Annotated in this window: 13 protein-coding genes, 1 tRNA gene and 1 pseudogene; 10 read left to right on the top strand and 5 right to left on the bottom strand. The window is 33.4% G+C overall.

All coding sequences use genetic code 11. From position 1 onward, the window contains the following. The 3 genes and pseudogenes from Q9R40_RS00830 to Q9R40_RS00820 all read left to right on the top strand — a co-directional run. A pseudogene (locus Q9R40_RS00830) lies at positions 1–950 on the top strand (peptidase); the annotation flags it as partial. Positions 951–1,501: 551 nt separating this feature from the next. Then, entirely contained in the window at positions 1,502–1,744 is a 243-nt protein-coding gene (locus Q9R40_RS00825) for a dihydrofolate reductase family protein (protein WP_304675922.1), read from the top strand. 391 nt (positions 1,745–2,135) lie between these two features. Further along, positions 2,136–2,219 (top strand) — tRNA-Leu (locus Q9R40_RS00820). A gap of 32 nt (positions 2,220–2,251) precedes the next feature. Here Q9R40_RS00820 and Q9R40_RS00815 read toward each other — a convergent pair. Continuing rightward, positions 2,252–3,100 carry an RluA family pseudouridine synthase gene (locus Q9R40_RS00815; protein WP_304675921.1) on the bottom strand — a complete coding sequence of 283 codons (849 nt, stop codon included), beginning with the start codon at positions 3,098–3,100 and terminating at the stop codon, positions 2,252–2,254. Positions 3,101–3,206: 106 nt separating this feature from the next. Here Q9R40_RS00815 and Q9R40_RS00810 point away from each other — a divergent pair, with 106 nt between their 5' ends. The 5 genes from Q9R40_RS00810 to Q9R40_RS00790 are packed head-to-tail and all read left to right on the top strand — an operon-like array spanning position 3,207 to position 10,265. Then, a complete protein-coding gene (locus Q9R40_RS00810) occupies positions 3,207–5,264 on the top strand; it encodes a PBP1A family penicillin-binding protein (RefSeq protein ID WP_270515340.1) in 2,058 nt (685 codons plus the stop codon). A 22-nt stretch (positions 5,265–5,286) separates the two neighbouring features. Next, positions 5,287–5,640: a YlbF family regulator gene (locus Q9R40_RS00805; RefSeq protein WP_061400667.1), complete on the top strand. Its 354-nt coding sequence runs from the start codon at positions 5,287–5,289 to the stop codon at positions 5,638–5,640. 5 nt (positions 5,641–5,645) lie between these two features. Beyond that, entirely contained in the window at positions 5,646–6,869 is a 1,224-nt protein-coding gene (locus Q9R40_RS00800) for a DNA repair exonuclease (protein ID WP_304675920.1), read from the top strand. Continuing rightward, positions 6,850–9,288: an AAA family ATPase gene (locus Q9R40_RS00795; protein WP_370648923.1), complete on the top strand. Its 2,439-nt coding sequence runs from the start codon at positions 6,850–6,852 to the stop codon at positions 9,286–9,288. The genes Q9R40_RS00800 and Q9R40_RS00795 overlap by 20 nt, the downstream gene beginning before the upstream one ends. After that, positions 9,288–10,265: a 3'-5' exoribonuclease YhaM family protein gene (locus Q9R40_RS00790; RefSeq protein WP_304675918.1), complete on the top strand. Its 978-nt coding sequence runs from the start codon at positions 9,288–9,290 to the stop codon at positions 10,263–10,265. The genes Q9R40_RS00795 and Q9R40_RS00790 overlap by 1 nt, the downstream gene beginning before the upstream one ends. A gap of 56 nt (positions 10,266–10,321) precedes the next feature. Here the strand turns inward: Q9R40_RS00790 and Q9R40_RS00785 are convergent, their stop codons facing one another. The 4 genes from Q9R40_RS00785 to Q9R40_RS00770 form a co-directional block, all read right to left on the bottom strand. Next, positions 10,322–11,218, bottom strand: coding sequence for a peptidylprolyl isomerase PrsA (locus Q9R40_RS00785; RefSeq protein ID WP_023599859.1), 897 nt, complete (start codon positions 11,216–11,218; stop codon positions 10,322–10,324). A 121-nt stretch (positions 11,219–11,339) separates the two neighbouring features. Then, positions 11,340–11,690, bottom strand: coding sequence for a YtxH domain-containing protein (locus Q9R40_RS00780; RefSeq protein WP_053107639.1), 351 nt, complete (start codon positions 11,688–11,690; stop codon positions 11,340–11,342). Then, positions 11,690–12,181, bottom strand: a complete 492-nt coding sequence (locus Q9R40_RS00775; RefSeq protein WP_023599857.1) for a YtxH domain-containing protein — start codon at positions 12,179–12,181, stop codon at positions 11,690–11,692. The genes Q9R40_RS00780 and Q9R40_RS00775 overlap by 1 nt, the downstream gene beginning before the upstream one ends. Positions 12,182–12,262: 81 nt before the next feature. Continuing rightward, entirely contained in the window at positions 12,263–12,697 is a 435-nt protein-coding gene (locus tag Q9R40_RS00770) for an HIT family protein (RefSeq protein WP_297939826.1), read from the bottom strand. Between the two features lie 96 nt (positions 12,698–12,793). On the opposite strand from Q9R40_RS00770, the gene Q9R40_RS00765 reads away from it, so the two are divergent. After that, positions 12,794–13,540, top strand: a complete 747-nt coding sequence (locus Q9R40_RS00765) for an ABC transporter ATP-binding protein (RefSeq protein WP_297939824.1) — start codon at positions 12,794–12,796, stop codon at positions 13,538–13,540. Beyond that, a complete protein-coding gene (locus Q9R40_RS00760) occupies positions 13,533–14,744 on the top strand; it encodes an ABC transporter permease (RefSeq protein WP_304675915.1) in 1,212 nt (403 codons plus the stop codon). Before Q9R40_RS00765 ends, Q9R40_RS00760 begins: the two co-directional genes overlap by 8 nt. Positions 14,745–14,751 lie beyond the last annotated feature (7 nt).

Here is a 14,751-nt window from a genome sequence, read left to right as displayed (position 1 = left end):
AATTAGATTTACCATCTTACGACTTAGACTCACTTAAGAAGAGTGAAGTAGTAGGCGATGGAACCGAATTAGATTTACCATCTTACGACTTAGACTCACTTAAGAAGAGTGAAGTAGTAGGTAACGGAACCAATTTAGATTTGCCATCTTACAATTTAGACTCACTTAAGAAGGGTGAAGTAGTAGGTGACGGAACCAATTTAGATTTACCATCTTACGATTTAGATTCACTTAAGAAGGAAAAAGTAGTAGGTAACGGAACCAATTTAGATTTACCATCTTACGACTTGGACTCACTGAAGAAGGGCGAAGTAGTAGGTGAAGGTACCGAATTAGATTTACCATCTTATGACTTAGACTCACTTAAGAAGGATGAAGTAGTAGGTGACGGCACCAATTTAGATTTGCCATCTTACAATTTAGACTCATTAAAAAAGGGTGAATCATTAAGTGACAGTACCAAGCTAGACGTCCCATCTTACGACTTAGCCTCACTTAAGAAGGGAGAAGTAGTAGGTGACGGCACCAATTTAGATTTACCATCTTACGATTTAGACCTACTTAAGAAGGGTGAAGAAGTAGGTAACGGAACCAAGCTAGACGTTCCATCTTACGACTTAGACTCACTTAAGAAGAGTGAATCAATAACTAAAAAATTACCAATTGAAGATAATAAATCAACTACCAAACTAGATGCACTAGAGAATAAGCCAGAAATAAATTCAAATAATAAATCTACTGAGACAAATAGCTATAAAAAGAAGGAGTTTACTAAATTATTTAAATTTGATGCAAAAATGAATAAGCGTCATGTATCTGCAACTTCTACAAATAATGCAAGCTTACCACAAGCAGGAAGTAAGAATCCTAACTTTGCAGTAGTCTTAGTAGGCATTAGTAGCTTGTTTACAGCACTTGGATTAAATATTTTAAAAAAGAAAACTAAATAGAGATAATGAATATAATTTTGTAAAAGAATTTATTTCGATTCATAAATTGGTGAAGAAAAGAAATCATCACACGAACTTTACAAGAATATTTTTATTTACTAAACTCTAAGTCATTAAAAACTAATAAATTTCCCACCGGGGAAGCCAAGTAATAATTACTTTCAGTAGGTCTTTGAAGAGAGTAATCGTTACTTGGCATTTTTTGTTTTAGGTTCAATTATTATTAGAGTAATTCTATTTCAAGATAAGTTTTCACTAATAATATGGTTATTTATCGTTTTATTAGTTATTAGTATAATTGGGATAAAATTAATACTAGGGCATTAAGAAAGAAAAATGAGAAAAGTAAGTTTATTTATTGCGACGAGTCTTGATGGTTATATTACAGATACTAGAGTTGGAGGTAACTGGATTGCGGGTCAAAGTAGTGATATAGAAAATCTTGATACATATTCTGAATTTATTAGAGATATCGATATCATATTAATGGGTGGAATACCTATCATCAAGTTACTACTGAACTTTCGCTGAAGAAGTGGATATATTCTGGAATGACGACTTATATTTTTACTCACCGCCAAGAAAAATCTACTGATGAAATTAAATTTACAAATGAAAATTCAGTTAAGTTGATTAACCAGCTGAAGCACCAAGAGGATAAAGATATAGGGATTTGCGGTGGAGCAAATCTGATTCAGCGATTAGTTGAGGATGAGCGAGTGGATAAGTCCTATATTTCAATTATTCCAACTTTATTAGGTAAGGGATTGCGACTTTTCGGAGTAAGTTCATAAGAACAAAAACTTAAGCTCATTAATACTAGAAATTATAATGGTATTGTAGATGTAGTTTATGAACGCCGATAGAAATTGAGAAATTTTAGAAAGACTAATGATTATTTAAAAATTTTCGATTGAATAATCTTGATTTGGTAAGGAAGTTCTGATTAGAGGATAATATCCTGGCTTATTCCTTTACAAAAAAGCTATTGGGATTTGTTGAAATACAGGAAAATTACCTAGCCCGGTTTTTGTTAGGAAAGAATATCGTCATCATAGAATTGGTAATCGACTTTTACAAATTAGAATATGCAATTAAATGAGATAAATAATTTGTAGTTTGATAAGGAAGATTTAGCTTTTCAATTTCGCTGTTTTTTTGGTATGATAGATATGTTCTAGAATTGCCTCAATGGCGGAATTGGCAGACGCGCAGCGTTCAGGTCGCTGTTCACGTAAGTGAGTGCAGGTTCGACTCCTGTTTGGGGCATAATAAAAGAGATATGTTTTTACATATCTCTTTTATTTTTCCTCTAATTTAATTGTTTTATTTTCAAAGCTAAACGGTTTTCTAAAGGTAAGTTGGAAAGCTGTTAGCTGTAATTGTTCTCCTTCTTGATAATCTGAATTATATAAAGGATCACCAATGATTGGTGCATTTAGAGCAGCTAAGTGGACTCTAATTTGATGAGTTCGACCAGTTTCTAAAGTAAGCTTTACTAGAATTTTATTTTGCTCTTTTTTTATTACTTCATAGTGAGTTATAGCATTTAATCCATCTGGTCGTACCATTCTTTTTCTTTGATCACTAGGATCATGACCGATTGGAAGATCGATGATACCTTGTTTTTCAATTTGTTTAGGGTTGGAAGCCCAGGCTAAGTATTCTCGATGTAAAGTTTTATTAGTTAATTGCCGATTTAAAATAGGAACAACAGCTGGATTTTTTGCTACTAATAAAAGTCCATTTGTCAACATATCTAATCTGTGAACAATATAAGGACTGTAGCCTAAATAAGTAGCACAGTCATTTAAGGCTGTATCTACTTCATGTAAATTGGGATGCGTCTTTTGTCCTGCTGGCTTGTTAATTACTAGGATATCAGTATCTTCATAAACAATTTTAGGTAATTTTCCACTAGCAGGATAAGCTTGCTGATCACTTTCAACATGATCAAGTTGAATTTCAATTCTATCACCAGGCTTTACTAAAAAATTGAGTGGTAGATATTTTCCGTTAATTAATATTTTCTTTTCACTACGTAAAAAGTGACGCCATTTTCTTGGTATAAGCAATTTACGCATTAGCTCACCAACACTTGTTGACATTAAGTATACGGGATACGTGAAGGAATAATGGTATGTAGTCATATTTTTCACCTTATCTAATTTTTAACTTTTTAAATACTATTTTTCAAATAAAGATATGCTAAAATCGTCATATTAGGTTTATTGACGAAAAGGGAGTTTTAATTTTATGCATTCCCAAAATCATGAGTTTTGGCATCGTATTCATTTAGCGATTAAAAACTTCAACCATCGTTTTCAAATTTGGCGTTGGTTAATTTTGATATTACTGTCCTGTTGTTTGTTTGTTTGTACTTATTATACCGTTAAGGTGAAAACTTCAAACATCTCTAATATGAAGGCAGCTCTTTCCACTACAACTACAATCTATGATAATAAAAATCAGAAGGCTGGCTCTTTATACTCGCAAAAGGGATCGTTTGTAGAATTGAATCAGATATCACCTTACATTCAAGATGCTGTGATTGCTACAGAAGACCGAACTTTTTATAAAAATCCTGGCTTTAGTGTAAAGGGAATGGCAAGAGCTGCAGTAAGCGGATTGATTCATCATGGAATCGTTGGAGGCGGTTCAACGCTAACGCAGCAACTAGCCAAGAATGCATTATTGACACAAAAGCAGACTTTTTCTAGAAAACTAGAAGAGCTCTTTTTTGCAATTGAAATTAACCACGTTTATTCCAAAAAAGACATCTTAACAATGTATTTAAACAATGCATATTTTGGTAATGGTGTTTGGGGTGTTCAAGATGCCGCTCGACGTTACTTTGGAAAAAATGCCAGTGATGTAACAGTAGGAGAAGCGGCGACAATTGCAGGTATGCTTCGTAGTCCAAGCTACTACAATCCAATTGATCATATGGATAATGCTCTTGCACGTCGTAATGTTGTTTTAGGATTGATGGCCGATACAGGCAAGATTTCTAAGACACAAGCTGATAATGCTAAGAAGACTACGCTTACGCTCAATGATACATTTTCTCAAGAAGATGGCTATCGCTACCCTTACTTCTTTGATGCAGTTGTTGACGAAGCAATAGATCGTTATGGCTTAAAAGAAGAAGATGTAATGAATAAGGGTCTAAAAATCTACACTACCTTAGATACTGATTATCAAACTGCCCTGCAAGATAGTTTTGAAGAAAGCTGGAATTTCCCGTCAAATGCCAGTGATGGTACTAAAGTGCAAGGGGCTAGCGTTGCAATGGATCCAAAGACAGGTGCTGTTCGAGCAATGGTTGGTGGGAGAGGACAACACGTCTTTCGCGGTTATAACCGTGCTACTCAAATGAAGCGTCAGCCAGGTTCTACCATGAAACCACTAGCGGTCTATTCACCGGCTTTGCAGAATGGGTATCATTATGATTCTGAACTTTCAAATAAACTACAAAAGTTTGGAAAAAACGGGTATGAGCCAAAGAATGTTGACAATCAATACTCGAATAAAATTCCAATGTATGAAGCACTAGCTCAAAGTAAGAACGTACCGGCAGTATGGCTTTTAGATAAGATTGGTGTCAGCAAGGGTGTACAATCAGTTGAAAACTTTGGTATTCACGTTAATAAGAGTGACCAAAACTTAGCGTTAGCCTTAGGTGGACTTTCAACTGGTGTTTCACCATTGCAGATGGCGAGAGCTTATAGTGCTTTTGCTAACGAGGGTAATTTACCAAATCAATCCTACTGTATCACTAAAATAACTGATGCCAGCGGTAATGTTATTGCTCAAAACAAGAATCCTGGTAGTCACAGAATTATTTCAACTAATACTGCTAAGGAAATGACATCAATGCTTTTAGGAGTATTTACTTCAGGAACTGGGAGATCTGCTCAACCATCAAGCTTTAGAGTGGCAGGTAAGACTGGTTCAACTGAAGTACCTGATAGTTATGGATTTGGTACAAAAGATCAATGGATTGTTGGCTATACTCCAGATGTTGTCTTATCAACTTGGGTAGGTTTTGATAAGACTGATCAAGAACATTATATGGAAGGTATTTCAGAAACAGGAATTACTCACTTGTATAAATCTGAATTAGAGCGGCTACTTCCATATACTTCTCAGACACAGTTTAAGGAAAAGAGCGCCCAACAGATAGCCAAAGATACGGGGGCAAATTCAGACTGGCTTGGTAATTTAGGTCAACAAGTACAAAAAGGAATCAATGATACTGGGTCTAAGTTCAACGAATGGTATAATAATCTTAAAGGACTTTTAGGCCGATAAAAACGAAGGAGTTTAAATTAAAATGGTTAATATTTACGATAACGCTAATCAATTAGCAAAGGACTTACAAGAAACGGAACAATTCAAAGATTTGAAGAAATCTCTTGAAAATTTAAAGAATAATCCAGAAAGTTTAGAGTTATACCAACGAATGGATAAGCTTCAACAACAAATTTTAGCCGCTCAAAATTCTGGTCAACCACTTTCTGAAGAAGCACAAAAAGAATATCAAAAGATCAATGAAGAAGTTCGTAATAATGACGAATTAAAAGACATGATTACCAAGGAACAAGCTCTCTTCCAAATGATCAACGACGTTCAACAAGCTATGACTAAGCCAATTGGCGATTTGTACGATGATTTAAAGGCAAAATAATTAGTATGAAATTTATGCATTTAGCAGATGCGCACTTAGATAGTCCCTTTCAAGGACTATCTTTTTTGCCATCTAATGAATTTAAAAATATTAAACAATCTACCCAAAAGTCATTCACTAAGGCAATTGATACAGCACTAGATAGAAATGTCGATTTAGTATTAATTGCAGGTGATACATTTGATTCAGCTCATCCTAGTCCTCAGAGTCAATTATTTTTTAGTCGTGAAATAAAGCGACTTACAGATCAAAAAATTCAAGTCGTGATGATTCTAGGAAATCATGATTATTTGAATCCTAATGAGATGTTATTGCCACAAACACCATACTTCAAACTTTTAGGCTCTAATGAAGAAGTAGAAGAATTTGAATCTAAAACTAAAGAGGATTTTCGGTATACAGTAGTTGGATTTTCTTATCAACATAATCACATCGAAACTGATAAGATTAGTGAATTTCCTAAAAAAGGGGATAACTTTACTATTGGTTTAATGCATGCGGGTGCAAAAACTACTACAAATTATCAGAATGTTTATGCTCCATTTACAACGGCTGAAATTAAAGATTTAAATTATAATTACTTTGCCTTAGGTCATATTCATTTACGTCAGACCTTAAGTGAAGACCCCTTAATTGTTTATAGTGGTAATCTCCAGGGTAGACACATTAACGAACAAGGTAGTAAAGGTGTATATATTGGTATAGTAGATGAAACAACTAAAAAAGTAAGTCTAGATTTTATTGAAACAGCACCAATTATTTGGCAAATGGCAACCCTGACTTTGGATCAAGAAATTTCACAAAAAGATCTAACAAGACAAATAGTTGAAATTTTGACTAAGAAAAATGTACGAAAAACTTTATTTGGTTTAACAATTGAAGGAGCCCAATATTTAAGTGAAAAAGAACTAGAATTAGTTAAGGACAGTGAGTACTGGCTTCAACTCTCTAATTCTTTGAAATTTGATTCTAGACTTGTAAAAGTTTATCTGACGAATAATGAAAAGCTTCAACTTAGAACAGCGGATAAAGAAGCATTTGATCGAGCTAAAAATGAAACTTTTGAACTAGATAAGATTTATGCGTTAGCTAGTGATTTAAGTAAAAAAAGTGATTATGTTGCTGATATTTTGAAGAAACCTGAATTTATTGACGAAGTAAAAGAATTAGCACAGGTTAAATTGGGACAAAAATTAAAGGATATAAATGATGAAGTTAACTCAAATTAAAATTATTCACTTTGGAAAATTAAATGATGTGACTTTTAATTTGAACAAAGATTTAACGATATTTTTAGGGGCGAATGAAGCTGGGAAAAGTACAACTGTAGCCTTTGTTAAGCAAGTTCTATTTGGCTTTCACCTAAGAACTAATAAATCACCTTTCTTTGAGAATTATCAGCCTTTGGATCATGTTAGTCCAATGGGCGGAAGTTTAACTTTTGAAGATACGGATGGTACCTTTCTTTTGAGTCGATTATATGCAAAAGGGGATCCTAAGAAGGGGGTTTTAAAAGTTAGTTTAAATGATCAAGAAGTGCCAGAGAATGTGTTTTTTGATCGGATCCAAAATATAGATGGTAGTTTTTATACGGACAGCTTTATTTTTAATCAGGATATGCTGCGCGAGGTAAATGGATTATCTCAGGCAGAATTAATGGAACAAATTTACTTTTTAGGAGCATCACAAAGTCACAAATTACTTGATTTAAGAGATGAGTTTTCAAGTAATGCTCAGAAGCTTTTTAAAAAGAGTGGACGTAAGCCGATAGTTAATCAATTAATTAATCAAATTGAAGAACAAAAAGAAGTTTTAGCTCAAACCAATAGTGAACTTAATGATTATCGTGAACTTGAAGAAAAATTAACTCGAGAAAAGGAAAAACTGAAAAAAATTCAGTCTGAACTAGTTGAATTAAATAAAGAAGACCAAAAAATTAGTCTATTAATGCAAAAGCTAACTAATTTTAAGCAGTATCAGCAACTTAGAGAAGAAGTACAACCGGTTTCCTTTTCTAAAGAGAGTTATGAGCGAGCGCAAGCTATTCAAAATAAAATTTCAGATTTAACAGCTCATATAAAAAATTTAGAGACGCAGCTTGACGAAATTAAGAATAGCAGCGAGTTATCAAACAAAGATAAAATTCAAGTATTAGTTGACCATAAGGCTGAAGTTTTGCATTGGGAAAGTGAAAGTAAAGATTTGCAGCGGCAAATTGAAACTACCAAGAAAGATTTAGAGTCTTATGAGCAGTTTCAGCCAGAAGCGGTTAAATTAAGCAAGTTATCAAGTGAAACTCGAACAAAAATAAAAGATGATTATCAGGCTTTAAAGAATCAAAAGCAAGAAAATAATAATTTGCCAGGAATTTTATCATTAATTTTATTAGTTGCAGGACTTTTTAGTTCAATTGCAATTAATAATTTATTCGTACGTTTCTTGGGAATAATGATTGCTTTAGGTGGGCTTGGACTATTTGTTTGGACAAAGCAAACTAATACTAAGAAAAGTCAGAAAGACCAAGAATTTATTGAAAAGTATGGACTTGATCCTAATGTCATTGACTTAAATAGTTTGTGGAACGAAGTAGTTCAAATTGAATCTAAAAAGCAAACACTTGGCCAACTAGATCAAGAACAAGTTTCTCTGAATGAAAAAATTCAAGCTTTTGTTCAGGAGTTATATCCTTTTACTCAAAGAAATATTCAGACATTTTCAGATATTGTAAATCAGTTAAATTCATTGCAAAAAGTAATTGATCAAAATAATTTGTCTAAGCAACATTTAAATGATGTAGCAGTGCATTTACAAGAAAAAAAGAACCAATTAGCTAAGAATAAAATTGATCTTTCTAATTTATTTGCGGCAAGTAAAGTTACTGATTTTGCGGAATTCTCCAAGCTGAAGCAACAAGCTGAAGTACAAGAACAATTAAAGTTAAAAATGGAAGCATTACAAAATGATTTGCAAGCGGATCTTGCACAATTAGAAGAAATTACAAAAGATCCAAATAAATTAACAGAAAATAAAGAGCAAATAGAAAAGCAGATCTCTCAAAAGCAGGCGCAAATTAATGATTTGCATGCAGAGAATGCCAAACTTGAAAATCAGATGCATGTTTTAGCAAACTCTGATAAATATTTTGCCGAAAAACAAAAATTAACTGACTTAGAAACATCATTGAGTGAAAATGTTAAAGAGTATTTAGCTAACTTATTAACCAGCAACTGGATCGCACGTGGCTTAGATTTAGCCTCGAATGAGCGTTTTCCTAAGATGCTTGAAGATGCAAAGAAGTATTTCAATCTTTTAACTGGTGGAAGATATGTGGATATCCAATTAGATAAAAAACTTAAAGTTAAAAGAGAAGATGGTAAAAAGTTTGATGTTGAATATCTGTCTCGTGGGACAAGTGAGCAATTATATTTTGCTTTGAAATTAGCTTTTGTGGAACAAGTTGCAGATAAAATTGCGTTGCCAATTTTGATTGATGATGCTTTTGTAAACTTTGACGCACAAAGAACCAACTATATTGTCAAACTATTAGAAGAGTTGGCTAAGAAGACACAAGTTTTAATTTTTACAGCACGACAAGATTTAGTATCTAGTCTTGAGCTGGAACCAATAAGAATAGAAAAGGAACAATAATGATAAAAAGGTTGCTTGATTATAATGATGGCGAAGACATGAATTTGGTTTTACTTTTAAAAGATTCCAGTCTTCGTACTAGTAAAAATGGCAAACAATACTTAGTTTTACAATTTAGCGATTCAAGTGGCACGATTAGGGGAAATCTTTGGAACGCTAGTCAGCAGGATGCAGATACTTTTAGTCCAGGAACCATCGTGGAATTGAGCGGAAGACGAGAAGAGTATCAAGATAGACCGCAAATAAGAATTTATGACTTAAGAGTAGTGGGTCCAAATGAAGGATATGATTTAAGTCAATTTGTTCATTCAGCTCCCATTAAGCAAAAAGATCTTGAAGAAGAGATTAATAAACGTGTTTTTGAGATCTTAAATCCAACATGGAATCGTATTGTGCGTTACTTACTGAAAAAGTGGAATAAAGAATTTTTCTCATATCCAGCTGGCAAATCTAATCATCATGCCGTTAGAAATGGATTAGCCTTTCATACAGTTTCAATGCTAAGGGATGCGGAAGGAATTGCTAATACTTATCCTCAAATTGATCGTTCACTCCTTTATGCAGGGTGTATTTTACATGATATGGGGAAGGTAATTGAACTATCGGGTCCTGTAGCAACGACTTATACGACTGAGGGAAATTTGATTGGACATTTGGTTTTAATTGATGAGCAGATTATGCTAGCAGCTCATGAATTGAAAATTGATGAGCATAGTGAAGATTTAATGCTCTTGCGGCATTTAGTTTTGTCACATCACGGCTTACCTGAATATGGCGCAGCTCATCGACCAGTAGTGCTAGAGGCTGAAGTTTTACATAAAATTGATGATTTAGACGCTACAGTTTATGCAATTACTAATGCTTTGCAACAAACTAAGCCAGGAGAATTTACTGAAACCATTAAGTCACAAGACAATCGTAGATTCTATAGGCCTAAAAATGATGAAGCTTTAGATAAAGCACCAAAATTAGAGTAAATAAAAACCAAGGTTAATGAGGAAGTTAACCTTGGTTTTTATATTATGTAAAAATTCTATTTTGAAAGACTATCTGATGAAACGTATTGAGAAAGAACGTTCTTTAAGTCTTTATCCTTGATAGAAACATCAGCACGTTTAAGTACAGTAGCAATTACGCTTCTCATAACGTTCTGATCTTCGGACATTGATTGATAGATTTGGTTATCAATTTGTTTCTTGTGTTCCTTGAAAGTACCTTTAGCCGGGTGCTTAATCATTTTAATTACGTGGTAGCCGTATTGAGTCTTAACTGGAGTAGTAGTGATTTCACCAGTCTTAAGTTTAAATGCAGCAGTCTTGAAACTCGAATCTAAAGTAGAATCAGTTGAGTCAAATGCAGGTAATTTACCGGCATCGTTCTTAGTAGCAGTATCAGTAGAATACTTCTTAGCTAGTTTCTTGAAGTCACCGCCATCTTGTAATTGTTTGATGACGTCTTCAGCTGTACTCTTCTTTGAAACAAGAATGTGTTGTACAGTAACTTCTGGTTGATAATTCTTCCAAGCTTTCTTTTCTTGAGCTGGAGTAATCTTCTTGATGTGCTTCAAAGCAGCCTCAGTTAAAAGATTAGTCTTTAAATTATCTTTAAAAGTAGAAGCAGTCATTCCATTTTGTTCAAGAACTGAGTCAAACTGACTACCATATTGCTTCTTGTACTTATTGTATTCTTTATCAACTTGCTTTTGTGTAACGTCTTTGCCGTATTGACTTTCTAGGGCATCAGAAACAATCATGCTGGCAAGAGTTGATTGACCTGCTTGAGATTCTTTCATCTTGTCATAGTATTGAGATTCGGTAATTTTACCGCCCTTATAAGTAACGACAGCTTTACTTCCAGAACAAGCAGTAGCGCTTAAGGCAATTCCTGCAAAAGCTAAAACAGTAGCTGCTTTTTTCCATGTTTTATTCATATATTAATTTGCACATCCTTTGCTTAATTACAAGTTCAAATATAACATAAAAACTCTTATTAGCCCAATGGACAATAAGAGTTTTCTTGATATTTATAAAAAAGACTAACAAATCTTAAAATTAAAGTTCATTTTTAATTCCATCAACTGCTTCTTTTGCTTCTTTAGTTAAATTAGAAACATTTTCTTTCATTTGATCAACTTCTGGTTTAATTGAACTTTGAAAATCAGTTAAGTTATTTTGTATGTCTTTAACTGTTTGTTCTGCTTGCGGCAGATTATTCATTAATTCATTGGCAGCTTGCGTAGCTTGTTTTGTACTGGTAACTAATGAAGAAGCATCATTTTTGGTGCCATCTAAAAAAAGGCGAACGTCTTCTTTAACTTTATGACCAGTTTGTGGATTTGGGAGAAGAGAGATCCCTAATCCTGCTAAGCTGCCTAATCCTAATCCAATTCCAAAAAATTTCATTAATTTTCTTCCTTATGTTCTTCTTCGCTTGCGCCAGAGTTACTGTCTACTTTTTCTTCATCTTCAGTAGCATCTTTCACATCATCGCTTGCGTCTTCAAGGTCTTCTTTTGCTTCATTTAATTTGTTCTTAACTGCAGCAAAGACACGATCATGGTCAACGGCTTTGAATGAAGCCGCAGAGAAAGCATCAACTAAATCATGAGCCTTATCTTTGAGTGAAGGACGATTAGAAACTTCAACATCTTCGTCTTCATTTGGAGTTTCAGTAGCATCTGTTTTTTCAGTCTGCTTCTCTTCTTCAGGTTGCTCCATTCTCTTTTCTTCGAGTTCATCATAAATTGTCTTAACCCGATGAACTGAATCGGTTAAGTTATCTGCAGAATCCTTAACATCACTTCTGATTGAGTTACCACTTAATGGATTCTTAGCATATGACAATAAGCCCCCTGCAACAGTACCAGTAAGAATTCCTAATAAAAATCCAGACATAATGTATACCTCTTATCTATTCAATAATTTTTAACTTAATACCACCTTTATTGTACCGCATTGAAGAAAAAATTACTGTTATTATAGATTATTTTTGATAGCGTTTGCAACTGCTTGATAATCTTCTTCAGAATATTCATCTGCATTGTTTACATGAGGAGTAGAAACAGGATCATTTTCGCTTCTACGTGGAATTAAATGAATATGTGAATGCATCACAACTTGTCCAGCGATTTCACCGTTGTTTACTTCAACATTTAATCCCTTAATAGTTGGATCAGAGTTTTTAATTGCTTGTGCAATAACAGGAATATATTGTAAAAATCGAGCCGCATCTTCTTGGCTATAATCAAAGAAGTTAACTAAGTGCTTCTTAGGAATGATGAGAGTATGGCCTTTAGTTACTTGCGAAATATCAAGAAACGCTTTAACGTCATCATTTTCAAAAACTGTATAAGAAGGAATTTCTCCTCTAATGATTTTACAAAATAAACAATCTTTTTCTAATTCTGTCATGGTAAAGACCCCTTTCTTAATGAAAAGAAAATTTAGTTTAGCTTATGTTCATGCTATCATAAATATGTATCTTATTGCAGTAGAGAGGAAAAAGTAATGGCACTTAAAATTGAAAATTTAACTGGAGGATACTCCGGGATTAATGTCATTAAAAATGTAAATTTAACAATTGAACCCGGACAAGCTGTTGGTTTAATTGGTTTAAATGGTGCTGGTAAATCAACAACAATTAAGCACTTACTTGGATTATTAAGAATGCAAAAGGGTAAGATCATTTTGAATGGTGTAAGCTTAACTGAAAATCCTGCCGAATTTAAAAAGATGGTTGCTTATATTCCAGAAACCCCAATTTTATATCCAGAATTAACTTTGAAAGAACATTTAGAGTTAGTAATGCTTACCTATGATTTAGATCATGATCAAGCTTGGAAACGAGCAAAAGAATTATGCAAAATGTTTCGTTTAGAAAATAAGCTTGATTGGCTTCCAATTAACTTTTCTAAAGGAATGAAGCAAAAGGTAATGATTGTAACCAGCTTTTTAGCAAATGCGGACTTGTTAGTAATCGATGAACCCTTTACTGGTCTTGATCCCTTAGCAGTAGCTAATTTTATTGATTTAGTTAAAGAGGCTGTTGCTAATCAAAAGATGGTTTTAATGACTACTCATGTTTTGGCTGAAGCACAAGAAGCGGTTCAGACATTTGCTGTCTTAAATAATGGCACAATTGAAACTGAGGGCAGTTTAACTGAGATTAGACAATTTTATGGATTAAAGCCAAGCGATTCATTTGATCGTTTATATCAAATTTTAAATCAGGAAACGGTGAAGAAGCATGACTGATTTAATTAAAAGTAGACTCAATAAAAACTTCAAAAAACAGATGCATTATCTGACTTTAGTTTTTAACGACTTTTTTATCTTGGCTTTGATTTTTCTATTTGGAGCCTTAATGTTTTGGTATGCGCAAAATATTAAAAAATGGCCAAATAATCTTTGGTTTTACAAGCCACTCCTAGCCTTAATTTGGACTGCAACTTTGGGAGTTGGTCACTTTGCTACTTTATTTGATCGGGCAGATGAACATTTTCTTTTTAATCAGGATAATGAAATGAAAGCTTATTTTAAGCCACTCTATTTACATAATATGCTCTTGCCTGTTATTTTAATTATTCTGGTATCAGGAATTTTATTGCCCTTTGCAACGATGAGAGCTGGCTTTTCAATTGGTGGCCTGATTTTTATTGTGATTGGTTTGATTGTCAGTAAGAATGTTCAATTTAAATTGATCGTTAGAAGTTTTTATTTTAACAAATATGATTATTACAATACTTGGCTATATCTAGGAATTAACTTTCTAATCTTATATCTTTCTTTTCTAGGACCTTATCCTAATCCAATTATTTATACTACAGTGGCAATTGCTTCGTGGGTTGGAGTAGATTACTTACCTCAAGGAAAGATGTTTGATTGGTACAAGGCACTGGATTATGAAGAAAGAAGAGTAGACTTACTCAATAATTTCTATAGTATGTTTACTGATGTACCTAATAAGAAAGTACGAATTTCTAGAAGAAAATATTTAGACTTCTTAATAAAAACGACTGATCAAACGCCCAATACTTTTATTTACCAAAGAGTATTATTGAGAGATCCAGAATATAGCAATTTATTAATTAGAATGATTCTTTTTGCGATTTTGTTAATTGCTTGCTTACAAGATGCAGGTTGGGCAATTGGTACGGGTGCTTTGATAATTTTCCTAACGCTTTATCAATTGATTCCTTTAGGAACAGTATATGAGCATAATATGATGTATCATGTAATGCCAATTCCATTTGCTTCTAGAGGACAGGCATTAAGAAAAGTTCTACAAAAGGGAATGTTACTTGAATGGGGATTAATTAGTTTAGCAATAATAATCTTTTCTCCGCAAAAATTAGAAGCATTTGGTGGAATTATTGCTTTGCTTGCCTTAACATTTTTATTGCTATATTTTTATTTACCAAGTAAAATTGAACAGTTATTTAAAAAAGTTAGATATTAGGTTGTGA

The organism is uncultured Lactobacillus sp., from assembly GCF_948948975.1.
Classification (GTDB): domain Bacteria; phylum Bacillota; class Bacilli; order Lactobacillales; family Lactobacillaceae; genus Lactobacillus.
This window is presented reverse-complemented; position numbering and strand designations above follow the sequence as displayed.